The 19397-nt window shown below is 71.7% G+C and carries 19 protein-coding genes; 7 read left to right on the top strand and 12 right to left on the bottom strand.

Going from position 1 to position 19397, the window contains the following annotated elements; all coding sequences use genetic code 11:
* Nucleotides 1-7: 7 nt before the first annotated feature.
* Nucleotides 8-970, bottom strand: a complete 963-nt coding sequence (locus tag Vau01_RS33275) for an NAD(P)H-dependent flavin oxidoreductase (protein WP_204000942.1) — start codon at nt 968-970, stop codon at nt 8-10.
* Between the two features lie 62 nt (nt 971-1032).
* Between Vau01_RS33275 and Vau01_RS33270 the strand changes: the two genes are divergently transcribed.
* Nucleotides 1033-2670: a peptide chain release factor 3 gene (locus Vau01_RS33270; protein WP_239152044.1), complete on the top strand. Its 1638-nt coding sequence runs from the start codon at nt 1033-1035 to the stop codon at nt 2668-2670.
* Here the strand turns inward: Vau01_RS33270 and Vau01_RS33265 are convergent.
* Nucleotides 2649-3362, bottom strand: coding sequence for a polyamine aminopropyltransferase (locus Vau01_RS33265; RefSeq protein WP_204000940.1), 714 nt, complete (start codon nt 3360-3362; stop codon nt 2649-2651). The genes Vau01_RS33270 and Vau01_RS33265 overlap by 22 nt on opposite strands.
* 122 nt (nt 3363-3484) lie before the next feature.
* On the opposite strand from Vau01_RS33265, the gene Vau01_RS33260 reads away from it, so the two are divergent.
* Nucleotides 3485-4639, top strand: coding sequence for a phospholipase D-like domain-containing protein (locus tag Vau01_RS33260; protein WP_204000938.1), 1155 nt, complete (start codon nt 3485-3487; stop codon nt 4637-4639).
* Here the strand turns inward: Vau01_RS33260 and Vau01_RS33255 are convergent.
* Complete coding sequence (locus Vau01_RS33255; protein WP_204000936.1) at nt 4636-5913, bottom strand: hypothetical protein; 1278 nt, start codon at nt 5911-5913, stop codon at nt 4636-4638. The two genes, Vau01_RS33260 and Vau01_RS33255, sit on opposite strands and share 4 nt — an antisense overlap.
* A 92-nt stretch (nt 5914-6005) precedes the next feature.
* Here Vau01_RS33255 and Vau01_RS33250 point away from each other — a divergent pair, with 92 nt between their 5' ends.
* Both Vau01_RS33250 and Vau01_RS33245 read left to right on the top strand, forming a co-directional pair.
* Nucleotides 6006-7553: an MFS transporter gene (locus Vau01_RS33250; RefSeq protein ID WP_204000933.1), complete on the top strand. Its 1548-nt coding sequence runs from the start codon at nt 6006-6008 to the stop codon at nt 7551-7553.
* Between the two features lie 40 nt (nt 7554-7593).
* Entirely contained in the window at nt 7594-8001 is a 408-nt protein-coding gene (locus Vau01_RS33245; protein WP_204000931.1) for a RidA family protein, read from the top strand.
* 141 nt (nt 8002-8142) lie between these two features.
* Here the strand turns inward: Vau01_RS33245 and Vau01_RS33240 are convergent, their stop codons facing one another.
* The 3 genes from Vau01_RS33240 to Vau01_RS33230 all read right to left on the bottom strand — a co-directional run bounded on the left by Vau01_RS33240 (nt 8143) and on the right by Vau01_RS33230 (nt 10360).
* Nucleotides 8143-8472 (bottom strand): cupin domain-containing protein, encoded by a 330-nt coding sequence (locus Vau01_RS33240; protein WP_204000928.1) that lies wholly within the window; start codon nt 8470-8472, stop codon nt 8143-8145.
* A gap of 37 nt (nt 8473-8509) precedes the next feature.
* Nucleotides 8510-9124, bottom strand: a complete 615-nt coding sequence (locus tag Vau01_RS33235; protein ID WP_204000926.1) for a GrpB family protein — start codon at nt 9122-9124, stop codon at nt 8510-8512.
* 66 nt (nt 9125-9190) lie between these two features.
* A complete protein-coding gene (locus Vau01_RS33230) occupies nt 9191-10360 on the bottom strand; it encodes a hypothetical protein (protein WP_204000924.1) in 1170 nt (389 codons plus the stop codon).
* Nucleotides 10361-10397: 37 nt separating this feature from the next.
* Between Vau01_RS33230 and Vau01_RS33225 the strand changes: the two genes are divergently transcribed.
* The gene (locus tag Vau01_RS33225; RefSeq protein WP_204000922.1) at nt 10398-11567 is read left to right on the top strand and encodes an MFS transporter; all 1170 of its coding nucleotides are present in this window, start codon (nt 10398-10400) and stop codon (nt 11565-11567) included.
* A 59-nt stretch (nt 11568-11626) separates the two neighbouring features.
* Here the strand turns inward: Vau01_RS33225 and Vau01_RS33220 are convergent, their stop codons facing one another.
* The 4 genes from Vau01_RS33220 to Vau01_RS33205 form a co-directional block, all read right to left on the bottom strand.
* Nucleotides 11627-12517, bottom strand: a complete 891-nt coding sequence (locus Vau01_RS33220) for a serine/threonine-protein kinase (protein ID WP_204000921.1) — start codon at nt 12515-12517, stop codon at nt 11627-11629.
* Nucleotides 12518-12608: 91 nt separating this feature from the next.
* Nucleotides 12609-13796, bottom strand: a complete 1188-nt coding sequence (locus tag Vau01_RS33215) for a glycoside hydrolase family 3 N-terminal domain-containing protein (RefSeq protein ID WP_204000918.1) — start codon at nt 13794-13796, stop codon at nt 12609-12611.
* 26 nt (nt 13797-13822) lie between these two features.
* Nucleotides 13823-14632: a class I SAM-dependent methyltransferase gene (locus tag Vau01_RS33210; RefSeq protein ID WP_204000915.1), complete on the bottom strand. Its 810-nt coding sequence runs from the start codon at nt 14630-14632 to the stop codon at nt 13823-13825.
* Nucleotides 14633-14701: 69 nt separating this feature from the next.
* Nucleotides 14702-15154, bottom strand: coding sequence for a MarR family winged helix-turn-helix transcriptional regulator (locus tag Vau01_RS33205; RefSeq protein ID WP_204000912.1), 453 nt, complete (start codon nt 15152-15154; stop codon nt 14702-14704).
* A 67-nt stretch (nt 15155-15221) separates the two neighbouring features.
* Between Vau01_RS33205 and Vau01_RS33200 the strand changes: the two genes are divergently transcribed.
* Both Vau01_RS33200 and Vau01_RS33195 read left to right on the top strand, forming a co-directional pair.
* A complete protein-coding gene (locus tag Vau01_RS33200; RefSeq protein WP_204000909.1) occupies nt 15222-16559 on the top strand; it encodes an FAD-dependent oxidoreductase in 1338 nt (445 codons plus the stop codon).
* 39 nt (nt 16560-16598) lie between these two features.
* Nucleotides 16599-17324, top strand: coding sequence for an NRDE family protein (locus Vau01_RS33195; RefSeq protein WP_204000907.1), 726 nt, complete (start codon nt 16599-16601; stop codon nt 17322-17324).
* On the opposite strand, the gene Vau01_RS33190 is transcribed toward Vau01_RS33195, so the two are convergent.
* Both Vau01_RS33190 and Vau01_RS33185 read right to left on the bottom strand, forming a co-directional pair.
* A complete protein-coding gene (locus Vau01_RS33190) occupies nt 17321-17674 on the bottom strand; it encodes a hypothetical protein (protein ID WP_204000904.1) in 354 nt (117 codons plus the stop codon). The two genes, Vau01_RS33195 and Vau01_RS33190, sit on opposite strands and share 4 nt — an antisense overlap.
* Nucleotides 17675-17689: 15 nt before the next feature.
* Nucleotides 17690-19397: polymorphic toxin-type HINT domain-containing protein (locus Vau01_RS33185; protein ID WP_275423981.1), on the bottom strand; the 1708-nt coding region annotated here is incomplete at its 5' end.

Below are 19397 nucleotides of genomic sequence, written 5' to 3'. Positions count from 1 at the left end.
CCGTGGGTCAGGTCACACGGGTCACCGCGTCCAGTGCGTTCTCCGCCTGGGCGGCCAGCCGCGCCACGAGCTCCGTGGCCGAGGGCGCGTCGGTGATGAGGTCGACACCCTCGCCCGCCCAGCGGGGCAGCGCGGGAATGGCGCCGCGGGCCAGGTCGTCCGCGTAGTCCCGCCGGGCCCGCTCGTCGGCGGCGATGTCGGCCTCGCGGCCGCGCCACCGGTCGAGGTACGGGTGGCCGAGGGTGCGGGCGGTGTACGCCGACGGCCACCGGGAGCCGCGGGCGATGTCGAGCACGCTGTTACGTTCGGTGTCCGCCCCACGCGCGTCCACGATCGCTTTGACGGTCGCGGCGTCGACCAGCGCCTCGGTGGTCGCCTGGAAGCGGGTCCCGATCACGGCGCCGGCGGCACCCAGCGCCAGCGCGGCGGCCACCCCACGGCCGTCGGCGATCCCGCCGGCGGCCAGCACCGGGACGGGCGCGGCGAGGTCGACCACGACGGGCACGAACGGCAGCGTCGACCGCCCGCGCCGGGCGCCGTGGCCGCCGGCCTCGGTGCCCTGCGCCACGATGACGTCGGCGCCCAGGTCGACGGCCCGCCGCGCCTCCTCGTCGTCGGTCACCTGGATGATCAGGACCGCGCCCGCGGCGCGGACCAGGCCGACGTACGGGCCGGGATCGCCGAACGAGAGCATGACCGCCCGCGGCCGGTGCGCCAGCGCGCGCTCCACCGCACCGGCGTCGATCGCCCAGGTGAGGAACCCGATGCCCCAGGGCCGGTCGGTGCCGGCCGCCACGATCGCCAGTTCCCGGGCCATCCACTCCGGATCGCCGTTCGCGGCGCCGAGCATCCCGAGCCCGCCACCGCGCGAGACGGCCGCGGCGAGCGCGCCACCGGCCGACCCGCCCATCGGCGCCAGCATGATCGGATGCGGAATGCCGAACAGGTCGGTGAAGGGCGTCGGGAGCATGCATCATCATCGCCCGGGAGATCGGCGAGATAGAGTCGGTATCAATCCCCAGACGACAGGTGGTGTGGAAACTCGTGTCCGGAACGGCGACGACAGCCCCGGTGGTGACGGTGGCGGGCCAGGCGGCACGGCGACGCACGTTCGCCGTGATCAGCCATCCCGACGCCGGTAAGTCGACGCTCACCGAGGCGCTGGCGTTGCACGCCCGTGCGATCGGGGAGGCCGGCGCCGTCCACGGCAAGGCGGGACGCAACGCGACGGTGTCCGACTGGATGGCCATCGAACGCCAGCGCGGCATCTCGATCAGCTCGACGGCGCTGCAGTTCGCCTACCGCGACGCGGTCATCAACCTGCTCGACACGCCGGGGCACGCCGACTTCTCCGAGGACACCTACCGCGTCCTCACCGCGGTCGACTGCGCGGTGATGCTGCTCGACGCCGCGAAGGGCCTCGAACCGCAGACGCTGAAGCTGTTCGAGGTGTGCCGGCACCGGCGGGTTCCGGTGATCACGTTCATCAACAAGTGGGACCGGCCCGGTCACGAGCCGCTCGCCCTGCTCGACGAGATCGAGCGGCGGATCGGGCTGAAGTGCACGCCGTTGACCTGGCCGGTCGGGATCGCCGGGCAGTTCCACGGCGTCGTCGACCGGCGCACCGGCGGGATGGTCCGGTTCGAGCGGAGCCCGGGCGGTGCGACCGCCGCGATCGAGGAGCACCTCGCGCCCGCCGGAGCGGCCGAGAGGTTCGGCCCCGACTGGCACCGCGCCGTCGAGGAACTCGACCTGCTCACGCTCACCGGCGCCGACCACGACGAGGCCGCGTTCAACGCCGCCACCACCACGCCGGTGCTGTTCGGCGCGGCGGTGGCCAACGCCGGCGTCCGGCAGCTTCTCGACGTCCTCGTCGAGCACGCCCCGCCGCCGCGCCCGCGCCCCGACACCGACGGGCAGGCCCGGGCGATCGACGCCCCGTTCTCCGGGTTCGTTTTCAAGATCCAGGCGAACATGAACCCGTCGCACCGCGACCAGATCGCGTTCGTCCGGGTCTGTTCGGGACGCTTCGAGCGCGGCATGGTCGTGACCCACGCCACCACCGGCCGGCCGTTCGCCACCAAGTACGCCCAGCAGGTGTTCGGCCGCGACCGGGAGACCCTCGACGAGGCGTACCCGGGCGACGTGGTCGGCCTCGTCAACGCGACCGCGCTGGCCATCGGCGACACGCTGCACGCCGGTCCCGTGGTCAGCTATCCGCCGCTGCCGTCGTTCGCGCCGGAGCACTTCGCGGTTCTGCGGGCCACCGACTCGTCGAAGTTCAAGCGCTTCCGCCGCGGCATCGAGCAACTCGACGCCGAGGGCATCGTGCAGGTGCTGCGGTCGAACGCCCGCGGCGACCAGGCGCCGGTGCTGGCCGCGGTCGGCCCGATGCAGTTCGAGGTCGCCACGTACCGCCTCACCGTCGAGTTCGGCGTGCCCACCGAACTGGAGCACCTGCCCTACCGCATGGCCCGCCGCACCGACCCGGCCGGCCGCGACACGCTGCAGACCGAACGCGGGGTGGAGGTCCTCACCCGCGACCGCGACAACGCCCTGCTGGCCCTGGTGCTGGACAAGTGGCGGCTCCGGGCGCTCGTCTCCGAGTACCCTCGCCTGGTGCTCGAACCGCTGCTGGCCGACGCGTCCTACGAGGCCGTCGCCACGTAGACGGTGTTGGCCGACTCCCCGCCCTGAACCGGATTCGCGAACGTCACCACGTGCGCGACGCTGGTGGCGAACACCTCATCGAGGGTGGCGGTGAACTCCGGGTCGGGCGGATCGTTTGACCACAACGCGAACACCCCACCCGGATACAGGTGCCGGGTCAGTGCCGTCAGCCCGTCGACGGTGTAGAACGCGGCGTGGCCCGGGTGCAGCAGATGCCGCGGCGAGTGGTCGATGTCGACCGCGACGACGTGGAAGCGACGCCCCGGCGCGTCCGGGTCGAAGCCCGCACCGGCCGCCATGGCGAAGAAGTCCCCGTGCACCAACCGGCTCCGGTCGTCGGCGGTCAGCGCCGCGGCGAAAGGCAGCAGCCCGTCCCGGTGCCATCCGATGACCTCTGCCACCGCGTCGACCACCGTCAACGACGCCACCCGCGGGTCATCCAGCACGGTGCGCCCGGTGAACCCCAGTCCCAGCCCGCCGACCACCACGTCGATCGCGGCGCCCGGATGCGCCGCGAGCGCCAACCGGGCCAACTCCACCTCGGCGACGGTGAACAGGCTCGACATCAGGTACTCGTCGCCGAGCTTGACCTCGTACACGTCGGTGTGTGAGACCGGATCGACCCGCCGCCACAGGCTGATGTCACCCATTCGGGTCCGGTGCCAGGCAAGCTCCTCGAACCGCACACCCATAACGCCCCACCCTACGCACCTGGGGCGGCCTGGCGTCCGCCGGTCGGCGTGTGGCATGATCCCGCGGGGGGCAAATCGACATCCGTCACTTGGATTGGAGTTCGATGCGTCCCCTACGCCTCTTGGCCGCTGCCGCCCTGTCGACGCTGGCCACCGCCGTCGTTCTGGCGGCGCCGCCCGCGTCGGCCGCGGTGGCCGACGGCGCGGTGTTCAACAACCCGCTCATCGCCGCCGAACAGTACAAAATCCGTGACCACGTGCGGTCGCTCATCAACGGTGCGCCGGCCGGGTCGACGATCACGATCGCGATGTACCACTTCCGCGACACCGCCGTCGCCGCCGACCTGGTCGCGGCGAAGAACCGCGGTGCCAACGTGCGGCTCGTGGTCGACTACTCCGACGCCGCGCAGGCCGCGGTGACCACGCTCATCTCGGCTCTGGGCAGCGACCGTACCAAGCCGTCGTTCCTCGTGCTCTGCACCCAGAACGCCGCCTGCATCGGCAACGCCGGCACGCCCATCATGCACAACAAGTTCTTCCTGTTCTCCAGCACGTCGGGCTCCGCCAACGTCGTGGTGCAGTCGTCGGCGAACCTCACCACGGAGAACGCCACGAAGTTCTGGAACAACGCGGTGACCCTCGTGGGCAACACCGGGCTGTACAACGCCTACGCGTCCTACTTCACCGACCTCGCCGCCAAGGCGAAGACCTCCAACTACTACCGGACCGTCGGCAGCGGCAACGCGAAGGTCTACTTCTTCCCGCGGTCGGGCTCGGACGAGTCGACCGACACGGTCTACAACATGCTGAACGAGAACATCACCTGCGAAGGCAACACCACGGTCGGCACGCAGGACACGCACCGCACGATCATCCGCATCGGCATGTGGTACTTCAGCCGCGACGACATCGCCCGCCGGCTCCGTGAACTCGCCGACCAGAAGTGCTGGGTCGACGTCATCTACACCACCATCGACGCCGGTTCGCTCGGCCATCTCACCAACCACTCGCGGATCGCGTTGTACCAGTTCCCGGACAACGCCGGCAACCCGTACGTCATCCACTCCAAGTACCTGCTCATCGAGGGCACCTACGTCGGTGAGAAGGACACCAAGTGGGTCGTCACCGGCAGCCACAACTACAGCACCGCCGCGCTGCGCGAGAACGACGAGGCGATGGTGCGCATCAAGTCGAACCCGATCCACGACCAGTACCGGGCGAACTTCCGCACCGCCCGCGACGCGGCCAACGTCGTGGAGCCCTCCGCCGCTGGCTAGACCTTGCGGTGCATCCGGTAGTGCAACACGAGGAACGGCAGGCCGAACACGGAAAAGGCGTGTTCGGCCCGCAGTTCCCCGTCGGTGACGTGGACGTCGAGTTGTTCGGCGAAGCCGTGCACGGCAACGGCGGTGAGGTCGCGGCTCTCCGGGTCGACGTAGGTAAGGTAGTGGCCGGGGTGCTCCAGGTTGCTGCGACTGGTGAGGACCAGCCCGCCGCCGGGCCGGTGCCGCGGTTGCAGCGTCGCGGTGAAACTGCCCTGTGGCACCGGGAATCCGACGCTGACGTAGCCGCGCCCGTCGTGCCGGTACGTGGTGTAGATGCCGACGTAGATGGGTTCGTCGGTGTCGGTGAACGAGCGGATCCAGCCGCGCACGGCCACGTCGGACCGGTCGGGCAGCGTGATGGTGTCGATGCGGCTGCGGATGCCGCGCTGGGTCTCCCGCTGGTTCGTCGGCACGTTCGCCTGGCCGAGCGGACGGGCGACCAGCGTCCGGTAGAGCAGGTAGCCGGGACGCACCCACAGCCGCCACTCCGGCACGATGTCGAGCCGGAACCGGGTGGTGTGTTCGTAGAACTCGCGCACCCGTGTGTCCACAATGGACGGATCGAAGTCGGGACCGCGCAGCTCGTCGAGCGAGGCGACGATGCCCACGTCCGGTGCGTCGGCCACGTACCGGCCACCGATGACGTCGGCGAGCTGCCTGACGTACCCCGTGCCCACGTACCGCGACCGGGCCTCAAGTGGCACGACGAACGGCAGGTCCTCGGCGCGCACCCGGTCGGCGAGCAGGGTGACCTGCGCGTCCCGGAACACCAACGACGACGCGACCCGGTAGGCCAGCATCGTGGCGCTGGCGACGACGGCCGCCGGCACGGGGCGACGGTTGGCGGCCAGCGCCCGCCCGACCGCCGCGCCGAACACGGGACCCAGTAAGACCTTTTGTGGACGCACACCCAGCAGCCCGCCGAGCGCGCCCGTCGCCGCACCGACCGCCACCGGGCCGGCACCGGTCACCCGGCCGGCCGCCCAGCCGAGCGGGGCGACCAGCGCGGCGCTCGTCGCGATCCGTTGCCACAACGGGGGAATCTCACCGGGTTTCTGCCGCGCTCGGGCGATCCGCTCCGAGACCGCCAGCCCGGCCGCGCCGGCGAGCGCGCCGATGCCGGCCGCCCGCGCGCCCCGGTGGGCCGCGAGCGCCGCACCGGCCACCCCACCGATGACGGCCGCGGCGGCGACCGAACCGTTCCGCTGCCCGCTTCCCGCTGTCACCGGCCCAACGTACGTGGACCACCGGTTCCGCTCAACATCACCGCGCGGCCGCCGATCGGGCCCACGGGGACTCCCCGGAGAGGGGCACCACGATGACGTCCGCAGATCTGCAGCACACGCCCAGGCACAGCGCCGACCACACCGGTTACCACGGTGCGCACGCGGCGCACGGTTCCGACCACGAGCCCAACGTGCACCACGGCCAACGCTGGTTGATCCTGGGCGTCCTGGGCCTGGCCCAGTTGATGGTGGTGCTCGACGCGACCATCGTGAACATCGCGCTGCCGTCGGCGCAGGCGGATCTGGGCTTCTCCAACGAGAGCCGGCAGTGGATCGTCACCGCCTACGCGCTCGCCTTCGGCGCCCTGCTTCCGCTCGGCGGCCGCATCGGCGACCTCGTCGGCCGCAAGACCACGCTGCTCATCGGCCTCACCGGTTTCGCGGTCGCCTCGGCCGTCGGCGGGGCGGCCGGTGGCTTCGGGCTGCTGGTCACCGCGCGGGCCGCGCAGGGCGTGTTCGGCGCGCTGCTCGCTCCGGCCGTCCTCTCGCTGCTCACCACGACGTTCACCGACGCGAAGGAGCGCGCCAAGGCGTTCGGCATCTACGGCGCGATCGCCGGCGCGGGCGGCGCCATCGGCCTGCTGCTCGGCGGGATGCTGACCGAGTACCTGAACTGGCGCTGGTGCATGTACGTCAACATCGTCTTCGCCGTCGCCGCCGGGATCGGCGCCACGATGCTGCTGCACAACCAGCACGCCGACGGTCCCCGGCACCGCCTCGACATCCCGGGGACGCTCACCGTCTCCGGCGGCCTGTTCTCCCTCGTCTACGGCTTCGCCGAGGCCGAGACCCACGACTTCGACGACGTCCACGTGTGGGGGTGGCTGGTCGCCGCCGCCGTGCTGCTGGTGGCGTTCGTCGTCATCGAGACCCGGGTGGCCCATCCGCTCGTGCCCATGCGCGTCCTCGTCGACCGCAACCGGGGCGGCGCCCTGCTCTCCGTGCTGACCGTCGGCGTCGGCATGTTCGCCGTCTTCCTGTTCCTCACCTACTACCTGCAGCAGAACCTCGACTTCACCCCGATCGGCAGCGGCGTCGCCTTCCTGCCGATGATCGGCGCGCTGGCCGCCACCGCGACGACCGCCACCAGCCTGGTCGTGCCGCGGCTCGGGCCCCGCCCGCTCGTCCCGACGGGGTTCCTCGTCGCCGCCGCCGGTCTGCTCTGGCTCACCCGCCTCGACGTCGACTCGACCTACCGGTCGAGCGTCCTCGGGCCGCTGATCGTCGTCGGGGTCGGCATCGGCCTGGCCATGGCGCCGGCGATGACGGCGGGGACGGCGGGCGTGCACGCGTCGGACGCCGGGGTGGCCTCCGCGCTCGTCAACACCGCCCAGCAGGTGGGCGGATCGGTGGGTACGGCCGTGCTCAGCACCATCGCCGCCGGCGCGCTGGCGGACAACCTCGCCGGCCGGGCGCCGACGCCGGACGTCGTCGCGGCGGCCACCGTCGACAGCTACACCACAACGTTCGGCTGGGTCGCCGGGTTCTTCGTCGTCGGCGCGGTCGTCAGCGGCGTGCTGCTCCGCTCCGGACCACCGTCGACCGACCCCCACGCCGCACCCGGCGGCGTCCACATGTGACCGCTCGACATTCCCGCACCGGCGGGATCCAATGGATTCCATGCCCGTCGAACTGATCAATCCCGAAGGTCTACCGACACCCGGCAACTACGCCCAGATCGGCCTCGCCACCGGCACCCGCACGGCATACATCTCCGGCCAGGTCGCCCGCGACGCCGACGACAACACGGTCGGCACCGGCGATCTCGCCGCGCAGGTGGAGCAGGCGCTCACCAACCTCAACATCGCGGTCACCGCGGTCGGCGGCACGTTCGCCGACATCGCGAAGGTCACCGTCTACGTCGTCGACTGGACGCCCGACAAGATGGACGCGATCAACGCCGGCGCCCTGCGGGCCGCGGAGCGGCTGGGCATCGACCCGGTGCGGCCCGCCACCCTCGTCGGCGTGCCGGCCCTCGCCGAGCCCGACCTCCTCGTCGAGATCGAGGCCGTCGCCGTCCTCGCGTAATCGACGCGCTGCGCGAACACCTCGACCTCACCGGCGCCAAGAAGGGCTGCGACCACGCTGCGGGGCCTACCCGAACATCGTCGCGGCGATCCGGGCCGTCTCATTGAATCCGACCAAAGCGGACACCCGCACCCAACCGGATCAGTGGACGGCGACGGTGAGCAGCACGACGGAGTCCTCCACCGCTTCCAGGGCGTGCCGCGTGTCCGGCACCTCGATGAGGTCGCCGGCGGAGCCGTCGCAGGCAGACTCGGCGGTGACGAGCTGGACCCGTCCCTCGAGCACGTGCACCGTGGCTTCGCCGTTACTCTCGTGTTCGTCGAGGCGCCGGCCGGCGACGATGGCGATGAGCGTCTGCCGGAGCGACCGGTCGTGGCCGCCCGCGATGGTGTGCGCGCTGCGACCGCTGGACGCGTTACGGGCCAGGCCGAGGTGCTCGACCCGCAATTCGGTAAGCGATGTCCGATTCACGGCCACGTGCCTACCCGGCGCCCGCGGCGGCAAACCGTCACTCCGCCGGTAGCAGGCCGGCGGCGCGGAACGCGCGGTCGTAGATCTCCCGGATCACCTGTTGCTTGCGGGCGTTGTACTGCATGACGTGCTCGCCCGCCGCGTTGGCTGCCGCCGCCGCCTCGCGCTTGGTGTCGCGGTAGAGCGCGAGATCGTCGGGGTGGGTGAGCAGCCAGTCGCGGAACATGCGTTGCCGCACCGGTTCGGCCGCGTCGGGCCCGAAGACGTGCAGGTTGCACTTCGGGTCGTCGTGCGCCAGGCACCGGTGCTCCTGCCACCACGGCTCGCGGACCACCAGCGTGAAGCCTTCCCGCTCCAGGTCCGGCAGGTACGCCTCCTCGTCGGCGGAGTCGGCGACGATCAGGCCGACGTCGATGATCGGCTTGGCCGGCAGCCCGGCCACCGACGTGGAGCCGATGTGCTCGACCACGAGTGCCCGGTCTCCCAGCGCGGTGCGGATGCGGGCCGCCAGCGTGGCGAAGCGTTCCGGCCAGGCCGGGTCGGGGTCGACGACGCGGATGTCGGTGCGGGGGCGGTACTCACCGACCCACGGGGACAGCCCGTCGGGCGGCGGCGAGTCGTCGTGGCGGGTGATCTGCTCAGGTGTGGGCATTCGAAGCAGCCTAAGCCATCCGCGCCGGCGACGGCGCGGATGGCCTGACTTACGACAGCAGACTTCCTACGAGACCGGAGCGCCGAGGCGCTTGGCGTTCAGCGCGCCGTTGCCGTGACTGGTCGGCAGCAGGTTCGCCGCGAACGCCGCCTCCAGCCGCTGCTGGGTGGCGACGTCGTAGCGGCCGAGCTTCATCCAGCCGTCGGTGTACCAGCCGACGTCCTCGGTACCGGTTCCGTCGAGCCACGCGGCGTAGCGGTTCGCCGCGGGCCACACGGCCCGGTTGAACGTGACGACCAGAGCCTCGACGTCGAGCTGGCTCCAGTCGGCCAGGCCGAGGTCACGCGCCTCGACGATGAAGGCCACCACGTTGTTGCCGTGCGACACGTCGGAACCGGGCCGGGAGAAGTCGTTCCAGTCCCAGTTCCAGAAGTACGCCCCGTCGATCGTCGGGTGCTCGACGAACTGGCCGTGCAGCGAGGCCCCGCCGTAGTTCGGCAGGCTGTAGTTGATCGCCTCGAGCACCTCGCGCTCGCGGGCGAGGCGGGTCGCGTTGGTCGTCATGAGCGACAGGTTCATCGCGATGTACGCCCAGTGCGCGGCCATGTGCGTGTTCGACCGGTAGATGTAGTCCTCGACGCCGCGGGTGTACCACTTGTCGAAGATGTTCACCTCGGCGAAGGCGAGCAGCTTGTTGTACTGGTTGCGGTAGGTGGTGTTGTTGTACAGCGCCGGCGTCTGCTTGATGACCAGCAGCAGCCGGGTGATGTAGCGCCAGGCGTAGCTCTCGTAGAGCGGCTCCTCGGTGCCGGACGTGTCGTTCTTCCACGACACCCAGCCCAGGTAGGAGTCCCCGAACGCCGCCGGCCCGAGCGTGCTCGACTTCTTGGCCGTGGCCATCACGTTGTTGGAGCGTTGCAGGGCCTGGTCGAGGTAGCGGGTCTTGCCGGTCGCCCGGTACAGGGCGGTCGGGTCGTCGATCCCGTACGCCAGTTCGTAGTGGTCCCACGAGTCGGCCGACCGGCTGCGCGGGAGGTAGTACTCGTTGTCGAAGTCGAGCGCGTCCAGATACAGGTTCTCCCACCAGGTGATGGACTTCAGCGTGGCGGCCGCCGCGGGCTGCGCGGTGAGCGTCGCCAGGCCGCTGACGGCGAGAACGACAGTAAGGAGCCCGGCCACCGCCGTGACGGCGGACCGGGCTCTTGGACGCACGACATCGATGATCCCCGTTATCATGCGTGCACCGTACCAAGCCGTCGAGCCAACCGAAATCATGGAACATCATCAATATGTTCGGCCCCAGTTCCGGCTGCTCTACACCGCCCTCGTGGTGAGCATGGTCGGCGACTCGTCGATGATGCTGGTTCCACCGATCGCGATGAAGGACCTCACCGGCTCGGCGGGCGCGGCCGGCCTGACGGTGATGTTCTTCATGCTGCCGATCTGCGCGGCGCCCGCGTTCGGCTGGGTCATCGACCGGTTCCCCCGCCGGACCGTCCTCGTCGTCGCGTGCGTGCTCTCCGGTACCGCGCTCGTACCGCTGCTGACCGTCGACGACGCCGGTGACTGGTGGATCGTCTACGCCGTCTCGGCCGCGATGGGCGCCTCGTACGTGTGCGTGTTCGGCTCGGTGACCGCGCTCGTCAAGGACCTCGTGCCCGAGCACCGGCTCGCCGCGGCGAACAGCGCCATCCAGACCGTGCGGCAGGGACTGCGCCTCGGCGGTCCGCTCCTCGGCGCCGCCCTGTACACCGTCGCGGGCATCGGAGCGGTCGCGCTGCTGAACCTGGCCAGCTTTCTGGTGGCGGCGCTGCTGTTCGGCCTGCTGCGGCCCGAGGCGCCGGGCCCGCCGCGGTCGCGGTTCGTGCTGTGGACCGAACTCACCGCCGGGGTGCGGGTCATCGCCGGCAGCGCCGCGATCCGCCGCAGCGTCGTGGCCATCTGCACGATGTTCGTCGCCGGTGGCGTCACCGAGTCGGCCATCTTCGTCGTCAGCGACGGCCTGGACCGCCCGCCGGCGTTCGTCGGCGTCCTGGCCGCCATCACCGGCATCGGCGCCGTCCTCGGCGGCCTCGCCGCCACCAGGCTGATCAGCCGGCACGGCGAACTGGGCGCGATCGGCGCCGGAACGGCGGTGCACGGGCTGGCCGTCGCCGGCCTGTCGATTCCCGCGCTGCCGGCCGTGGTCGTGGCGGCCGCGGGCACCGGTGTCGGGCTGACCATCCCGTTCATCGCCCGCGTCACGCTGCTGCAACGGTCGACGCCGGCATCCCTGATCGGCCGCGCCACCACCGCGTACGACGGCATCGGCGGCATCAGCCAGGTCGTCGCGATCACGGGCGGCGCCGTGCTGGTCGGCGTCGTCAGCTACCGGATCCTGCTGCCGGCGCTCGGCGCGCTGGTGCTGGCCGCCGCGGCCTACACGTGGCGCGGCCGCGGCTGAATCACCGCGCCGGCGCGGCCGCGGCTGAGACTCACCACGCCTTCGCAGGCGCTACCGACCTACCACGCCGGCACGGGCATGGCGATCGTCGACGGCTGCACGGGTCGCGCCAGGACGCCGCGCACCGCACCGTGCCGCTCCGCGTCCGGGCGGGCCTCGCGGGCGACCCGCACGAGTTCCCGCCGCGCCCGCGCCGGCCGCCACCGCAGGTACGGATCGCGGCGGAGCAGCCCGGCGAGGACCGCGGCCAGGTCGTCGGCGCACCGGGGCGGATCGGGAGCCGAGTCGCGCAGGGCCGCCAGCGTGTCCTCGACGGAGTCGCGGTCGAACGGGCCGCGACCCTCCACCGCCGTGTACAGCGTGGCGCCCAGCGAGTAGAGGTCGCCCTCGGGCAGCGACAGGTTGGCGCTCGCGCGCTCCGGCGGGACGTACTGCGGCGTGCCGAGCGCCGGTGCGTCATCGGCGGGCTGCCCGTCGCGCAGCGCGATACCGAAGTCCGCGAGCACGACCCGCCCGTCGTGTCCGATGAGGACGTTGCCGGGCGTCACGTCGCGGTGCAGGACACCGGCCCGGTGCGTCGCGGTGAGCGCGTCCAGGACCGCGATGCCCACCGCGGCCACGTACCCCGGCGGCAGCGGACCGTTCCTGGTGAGCAGTTCCCGTAGCGACCAGGACGGGACGTGCTCCATGACGATCCACGGCCGCCGCGACGCGTCGACGACGTCGAGGACGCGGACCACGTTCGGGTGGTTGATCCGGGCCGCCGCGCGGGCCTCGCGGAGCACCCGGTCGCGCAGTCCGGACAGGTCGCCGGCCGCGGCCGTCTCCTTGAGGGCGACCTCGCGGCGCAGGGCGCGGTCGTAGGCGAGCCACACGCAGCCCATCCCGCCGCGCCCGATCACCGCGCGCAACTCGAACCGGTCGCTCACCACGACGTCGATCCCGCACATGTCAGTCACCCCACCGGCTGTTGTCCTGATATACGGGCGATGGCGCGGGGTGGTTCGCTCGATCACCCGATCAGTGCGTCTCGGTCCGGTCTCAGCCCAGCCCGGCCCGCAGGGCCGCGACCCGGTCGACCGCCGCCTGGAAGGCGACGCGGTCGAGGCTGCCGGCGGTCAGCGCGTCGGCGAGGGCGACGGTGGCCGACTCGCCCTGTGACACGTCCCGGGCCGAGCACAGGATCAGGTCCACCCCGGCCGCCGCGGCCAGCACCGCGCGTTGCGCCGTGGTGCCGTACGGCTTCAGCGCACCGGCCTCCAGCGCGTCGGTGATCGTGACGCCGCCGAACTTCAGCCGTCCGCGCAGTTCCGAGCCGACGACCACCGGCGACAGCCCCGCCGGGCGGCTCGCGTCGAGGGCCGGGTACACCGCCCAGGACAGCATCACCAGCTTGACGCCGGCGGCGATCGCGGCCGGGTAGGGCACTTCGTCGCGGCCGCGCAGGGTGGACAGGCCCACGGTCAGCGTGACCGGCCCGGCGTCGGTGTTCTTTCCGCGCGCGGCCGAGCCGAGACCGGGAAAGTGCTTCGCGGTGGCCGCCACGCCGGCCTTCTGCTGGGCGGCGGTGAAGTCGACGCCGAGCGTGGCGACCCGCTGCGCGTCGTTGCTGTAGGACCGCTGGGCGCCGTCGATGAAGTTGCCGGCCGTGTCGTAGACGTCGAGCACCGGGGCGAGGTTCACGTTCATGCCGGCGGCGGTCAGCGTCGAGGCCGCGGCCGCACCGGCACGCGCGGCGGCGGCCCGCGCGTCCGACGACCGCCCGATCTGCTTGGCGGAGTCGACCGGTTGACCCGGCAGCCGGCGGACCTGCCCGCCCTCCTGGTCGGTCATCAGCAGCAGTGGGGCGGCGACCGGGCTCTGCCGCTGCGCCGCCCGCAACTGGCCGACCACGCCGGCGATCTGCGCGGTACCGGAGATGTTCTCGGCGAAGAAGATCACGCCGGCGGCCTCGCCGGTGCGGATGTGCTCGAACAGGCTGGCCGGCGGGGTCAGGCCGGGGTACGAGTAGACGATCCGCCGGCCGGCGGCCTGCCGCGGGGTCAGCGCCGGTGCGGCGGAGGAAGGGGACGCGACGGGAGGGGACCCGGGAGGGGACGCTGACAGGGTGCCGCGGGCGCCCGTCCCCGTCTCCTTCGAAAGGACGCGGACCGCGACCACCGCGACCACACCGGCCACGACCACCGCCGTGCCCAGCGCGACCAGCGTCCACCAGCGGGAGAGGGCCATCCCGACCAGCGTAGGCCGCTACCCGCTCAGGGGCGGCGGCCCCACGCCGTGGCCAGGGCCGTGGACAGCCACCGGGACGCCGGCTCGGACGTGAACGCCAGCGCGTCGGCGACGTCCCCTGGGGACAGCAGGCCGGCCGCGATCAGCCGGTCGCCGACCTCGCGCAGCGTCAACTCGTAGAACGCGGCCTCCGGGCTGCCGCCGCGGACGAACCGCGCGGTCAGCTCACCGTCGACGTCGCGGAGCCCCGCCGCTTCCAGCGCGTCCGGCAGGTCCAGGCCGAACGCGGAGTCCGCGCCGACCGCGCCCAGCCCGGCGGCCACGGCCATCAGCGCCCGCACGTACGCCGCGGCGTTGGCGTGCGGCTCGGCGACCCGCGCCGTCGCCACGCGCGTCACCTCGCCGAACACGACGTCCTCGAGGACGAGCAGGCCGCCCGGCCGCAACGCCGGGACAAGCCGCGCCACGACGTCGCGCCGGTCGGCCAGGTGCTCGATGACCGCACGGGCGTGCACCAGGTCGAACCCGCCGTCGGGCAGCGGGTCCGTGACGATGTTGTGCCGCCGCACCTCGACCGGCGCCGGCAGGTCGGTGAGGAACCGGGTGTCCAGGTCGGTGGCGACCACGCGGCCGGTGGGTCCGACCGTGGTCGCCAGCCATCGGGCGATGCTGCCCGCGCCGGCGCCGATCTCCAGGCAGTGCCAGCCCGGCGCCACGCCGAGCGCGGTGAGGTGACGGATCGACACCGCGTCGAACTGGGCGGACAGGCCGCCGAGCCGGGCCCGCTCCCGCTCCGACGCCTGGTCGAAGATGTAGGTGTTCTGTGCGGCGGTCATCGCTCGACGGTGGTCCCGCCGGGGTCGCGGCCGCAACGCAGGCGTCGTCAATGTGACCGCCGGGAGCGCTCAGGGTGCGAGCCGCGCCGCGTGGGTGGTGTGCTGGTCGGTGGCGAAGCGCAGAAAGTCGAGGATCTGCCGGAGCGCGGCGTCGTCGAGCCCGGCCAGGTACGCGCCGCCCTCGGTGACGACCGGGCCGTAGAGCTCGCCGATCAGCCGGGTGGCCTCGGTGGTGGCGTGCACGGTGACCCGGCGGCGGTCGGTGGCGTCGCGTTCCCGGGTGACGTATCCGGCCCGTTCCAGGCGGTCGATCGCGGTGGTGACGCCGCCCGTCGTCAGGCCGGCGGCGGTGGCCAGTTCGCCCGGGCTGAGCGGCGCGTCGGTGAACACGAGTTCCAGGCAGCGCATGTCGGTGCGGTTGAGCCGGAGCCGTTCGGCGGCCCGCTGGTCGACCAGGTCGACGGCCCGTTGGTAGGCCTGCATGGCGGCGCCGATCTCGGCGATGAGCTGCTCATCGGGCATGGCTAGAAATTCTAGCTAATCCGAGATAGCTTGGGATTCTAGTCGCTAGAAGTTCGAGAGGTTCCTCATGTCCCCTCATGTCATCGTCATCGGCGCCGGAACCGGCGGCATGTGCCTCGCCCACGGCCTGCGCCGCGCCGGCATCCGGGTCAGCGTCTACGAACGCGACCGCACCCGCCGCGACGGGCTGCACGGCTACCGCGTCGGCATCGACCCGCACGGCAGCCGGGCCCTGAAGGAGTGCCTGCCGCCCGACCTCTACCGGACGTTCGTCGCCACCTGCGCCCGCGAACCGGAGACGTTCGCGTTCCTGGACGAGCGGCTGCGTCCGGTGCTGACGCTGCCGCTCCGGCTCGGGCTCGACGACGTGAACGGCGAGAAGTCGGTCAGCCGGATGACGCTGCGGCAGGTCCTGTTCACCGGGATGGAGGACGTCATCCACTTCGACCGGACCTTCACCCACTACGAGACCCGTCCCGACGGCCGGGTCACCGCCCACTTCACCGACGGCCCGCCGGCCACCGGCGACCTGCTGGTGGCCGCCGACGGCACCAACTCCGCCGTGCGCCGGCAGTACCTGCCGCACGCCCGCGTCGAGGACGCCGGCATCCTGGCCATCTCGGCGAAGGTCCCCATCACCCCCGAAACCACCGAGCTCGTCCCGGCGAACCTGCGCCCGGGAATCGGCATGGTCCTGGCCCCGCACGGAATGACCTGCATCCTGCACTGGATGCGGTTCCCGTGGGACCGCGACGGCTCGGTCACCAACGACGCCGAACTCCTGGCCGGCTGGCCCGGTCTCCTGTTCGACAACACCCGCGACTACATCAACTGGGGCCTGGCCGCTGCCACCCGCCGCTTCCCCGCCGACGTCATGACCCGCTCCGGCGCCGACCTGATCGACCTCGCCCTCGCGATGACCCCGACGTGGAGCCCGCGGCTGCGGCAGCTGTTCCGGCTCGGCGATCCGACCACCACGTTCGTCGTCACCGTGCGCACGTCGGTGCCGGTCGACCCGTGGCCGAGCACCGCGGTCACCCTGCTGGGCGACGCCATCCATACGATGACGCCCGGGCTCGGCGTCGGCGCCAACACCGCCCTGCGCGACGCCGCCCGGCTGGTCCGCCAGCTCACCGCCGTCCGCGACGGCGCGAAGCCACTGCTGGCGGCGGTCGCCGACTACGAGCGCCGCATGATCGAGTACGGGTTCGCGGCCGTCGAGGCGTCGAAGGAACGCATCGGTGGCGACCAGCTCGTCCACAAGCCGGTGCTGGGCCGGGTCGCGCTGGCCGGGCAGCGCACGTTCCTGCGGATCGCCGACCGCGTCCCCGCGATCAAACGCAAGATGACCGACGACCTGTACCGCAGCCGCGGCGCCGACGACGACACGGACCTCCTCAGCTGACCGTCGGCGATGCGTTGCCCGCCGAGGGAGGATGAGGGGGTGTGTACCGTCCTCCTGAGGTTCGAGCCCGGCGCGCCGTGGCCGTTGCTGGTCGCCGCCGTTCGTGACGAGTTCGTCGGCCGGCCGTGGCGTCCGCCCGCTCCGCACTGGCCCGGCACGACGTACGTCGGCGGCATCGACCTCATCGGCGGCGGCACCTGGCTGGCCGTCGACCCCGGCGCTCCGGCGTTCGCCGCGCTGCTGAACGGGCCGCCGCTGCCCGCCACCGCCGCCGCCCGCCCGACCCGCGGCACGCTGGTGCTCTCGGCGCTGGAGACCGGTCGCGCGCCGGCGGACGCCTCGGCCTACGACGCGTTCCATCTCCTGCTGGGGACGCTGGACCGTTGCGACCTGTGGTCGTGGACCGGCGACGAGTACACGCACCGGGAGGTGCCGCCCGGCGCCCACATCGTGGTGAACCTCGGCCTCGACACGACGGCCGACCCGCTGATCGCCCACTTCGCGCCGCTGCTGGCCGCCGCCGGCGACCCGGACCCGAAGCCCGGCCGCCCCACCGCCGACGCCTGGGAAGCCTGGATCCCCCTGCTCGACGGCGACGGCCTGGACCCGGCCGACGACCGCGCCCTGATCGTGGCCCGCGAGGACCGCGGCGCCCCGTACGGCTCGACGTCGGCGACCCTGCTCGCCCTCCGCGACGGCGCTGTCCGCTACGACTTCACCGGCAACCCGGGCCCCGACGCGGTGTGGCGGGAGATACCGGTCTAGGGCCTCGCCAGCCACCAGATGTCGTGCGTCGTGTCCGCCGCCGCCTGCCCGTCGATCTCGAGCTTTCCGGCGTCCTCGAACTCGACCACCAGGCCGGCACCCGACCGCGCCGCGCTGGCCACGGTTCTGCTCAGCACCCGGCAGAGCGTGAGCAACCCCGATTCCGGTTCGTCGGCGTCGAGGTCGAAGCGGGTCGCGCCGAGCGTCCAGCTCGTGTCGAGGAACAGGCGGACATACTCCGGCGGTGTCGGCTCGTTGTCGCAGAAGGTGAGGAACAACCCCGTCTGGCTGAGACCGACCTCCGTGACGAAGGAACCGGCCCGTGGCAGTTCGACCGGTTCCCTCGTCACGTGTTCAGCTCCTGCCTAATCCAGTTCGACGTGCGTGAGCCCGCGGCGGACCTGTTTCCAGTTCCCGCTGAAACCCTTTGGCGGCTGGGGTTGCTTGCCGGTAAACGGGCTGATCGCGTTTCCGTGCGAGTCTTCGAACGAGGCGCGCAATCCGGCCGGACCCGACGGCTGCATGATGCGGATGGTCTCGCCGTTCGGCAGATTGTAGCCAATGCCCGGTGAGTTGGTCTGGAAGGAGCTGAATCCCGGCTCCCCGGCGTCGACCGCGTCCTGCAGGCCGCGCTGCAGTCGGGCCGCGTTGGTCGGGACGGTGGTGCCGTCCGCGCTCGCGATCATCGTCGCGCGGCGCGGTGTGGACGGCTGCGCGGCGGGCTGGCCGCCTCCGCTTCCGACGCCCGTCGGGCAGTTGTGGACGAGCACCGGTGTCGCGCCGGCGACCACGTAGTACGTGTGGATCTCGTTGACCGTGAGGTCGTGCATCTCCCGGTCGCCGGTGTAGTTGACGACCGACTCGACGACCGGTGTGGTCGGCGCGGCGGTTGCCCGGTCGGGCGTTGCGGCCTGTGCCCCGAAGAGGGCGGCGCCGACGAGCGCGCCGGCGGCGACGAACTGCTTCGCCTTCTCGTTCCAGAACGGGTGGTGCTGCGTCGTCTCGACGGTGTTCTTCTTGCCGTCGGCGGTGCGGACCGTCAGGTTCGTCAGGTCGCGGTCGCGGTTGATGTGGTGCCAGGTGACCGTGCGGGCCACGGTCTTCCCGGTCGCCGGGTCGGTCGCGACGACCTTGTCACCCACCCGGATCTCGCTGATGGCCTTCGTCTTGCCGTTGGCCATCAGGACCTTCGTGTCGGGCGAGAAACTGTGCCCGCTGCAGCCCCGGGTACGGCCGGCGCTGGCGGCGCCGATCGCGGTGCTCATCGCGACGCCGCGGAGGTCGACCCGGCCCGTGGTGGCGAACTGGGTGACGGCGTCGCCGACACCACCCGACACGCCGCCCGCGAGCATGCGGCCGCCGAGCGACGCGGCCATCGGACCGAGCTTGCCGGCCACGGCACTGGCGAGCCGGCCGCCGATGGCGCCACCGAACGCACCCGCCGCACCTTGCAGCGCACCGGTTCCGAGCGAGCCGAACGCGTCGCCCCAGTTGTGGATGTTGCCCTGCGCGGCGTCCTTGGCCAGGTTGATGATCGCGGCCGCACCGACCATGCAGGCCACCGCACCGGCACCGGCCGTGGCGGCGGTGCAGGCGATACCGGCGACGATGCCACCGGCGATCGCGGCCACCTCGATGATGACGTTCTTGTGGTCCTTCACCCACTTCTCGGTGGCGTGGTAGGCGTCGCCGACCTTGGACGCCGCCTTCTTCACGGCTCTCACGGTCTTCGCGACGATCTTCTTACCGGCCTGCTTGATCCGGTTGTACGCGGACTTCAGCTTCTTCTTCGCCGAGGCGACCTTCTTCGCCACCCACTTCTTCGCCGCCTTGACGAACTTCTTCACCTTGCGTTTGACGGCGTTGTACTTCTTCTTCACCCACTTCTTGGCCTTGTGGTAGACGTGTTTCACGAACCGTTTGGCCTTGGAAACGACCTTCTTGATGGCCTTCTTGACCTTCTTGACGACCTTCTTCACCTTCGCCTTGGCCGCCTTGTACGTCTTCTTCACGGTCGTCACCGCCCGCGAGACGTACGACGTCGTGGCGTGGTAGACCGCGGTCGCCTTCTTC

The sequence above is a fragment of the Virgisporangium aurantiacum genome, from assembly GCF_016863635.1.
GTDB classification, from domain to species: domain Bacteria; phylum Actinomycetota; class Actinomycetes; order Mycobacteriales; family Micromonosporaceae; genus Virgisporangium; species Virgisporangium aurantiacum.
This window is presented reverse-complemented; position numbering and strand designations above follow the sequence as displayed.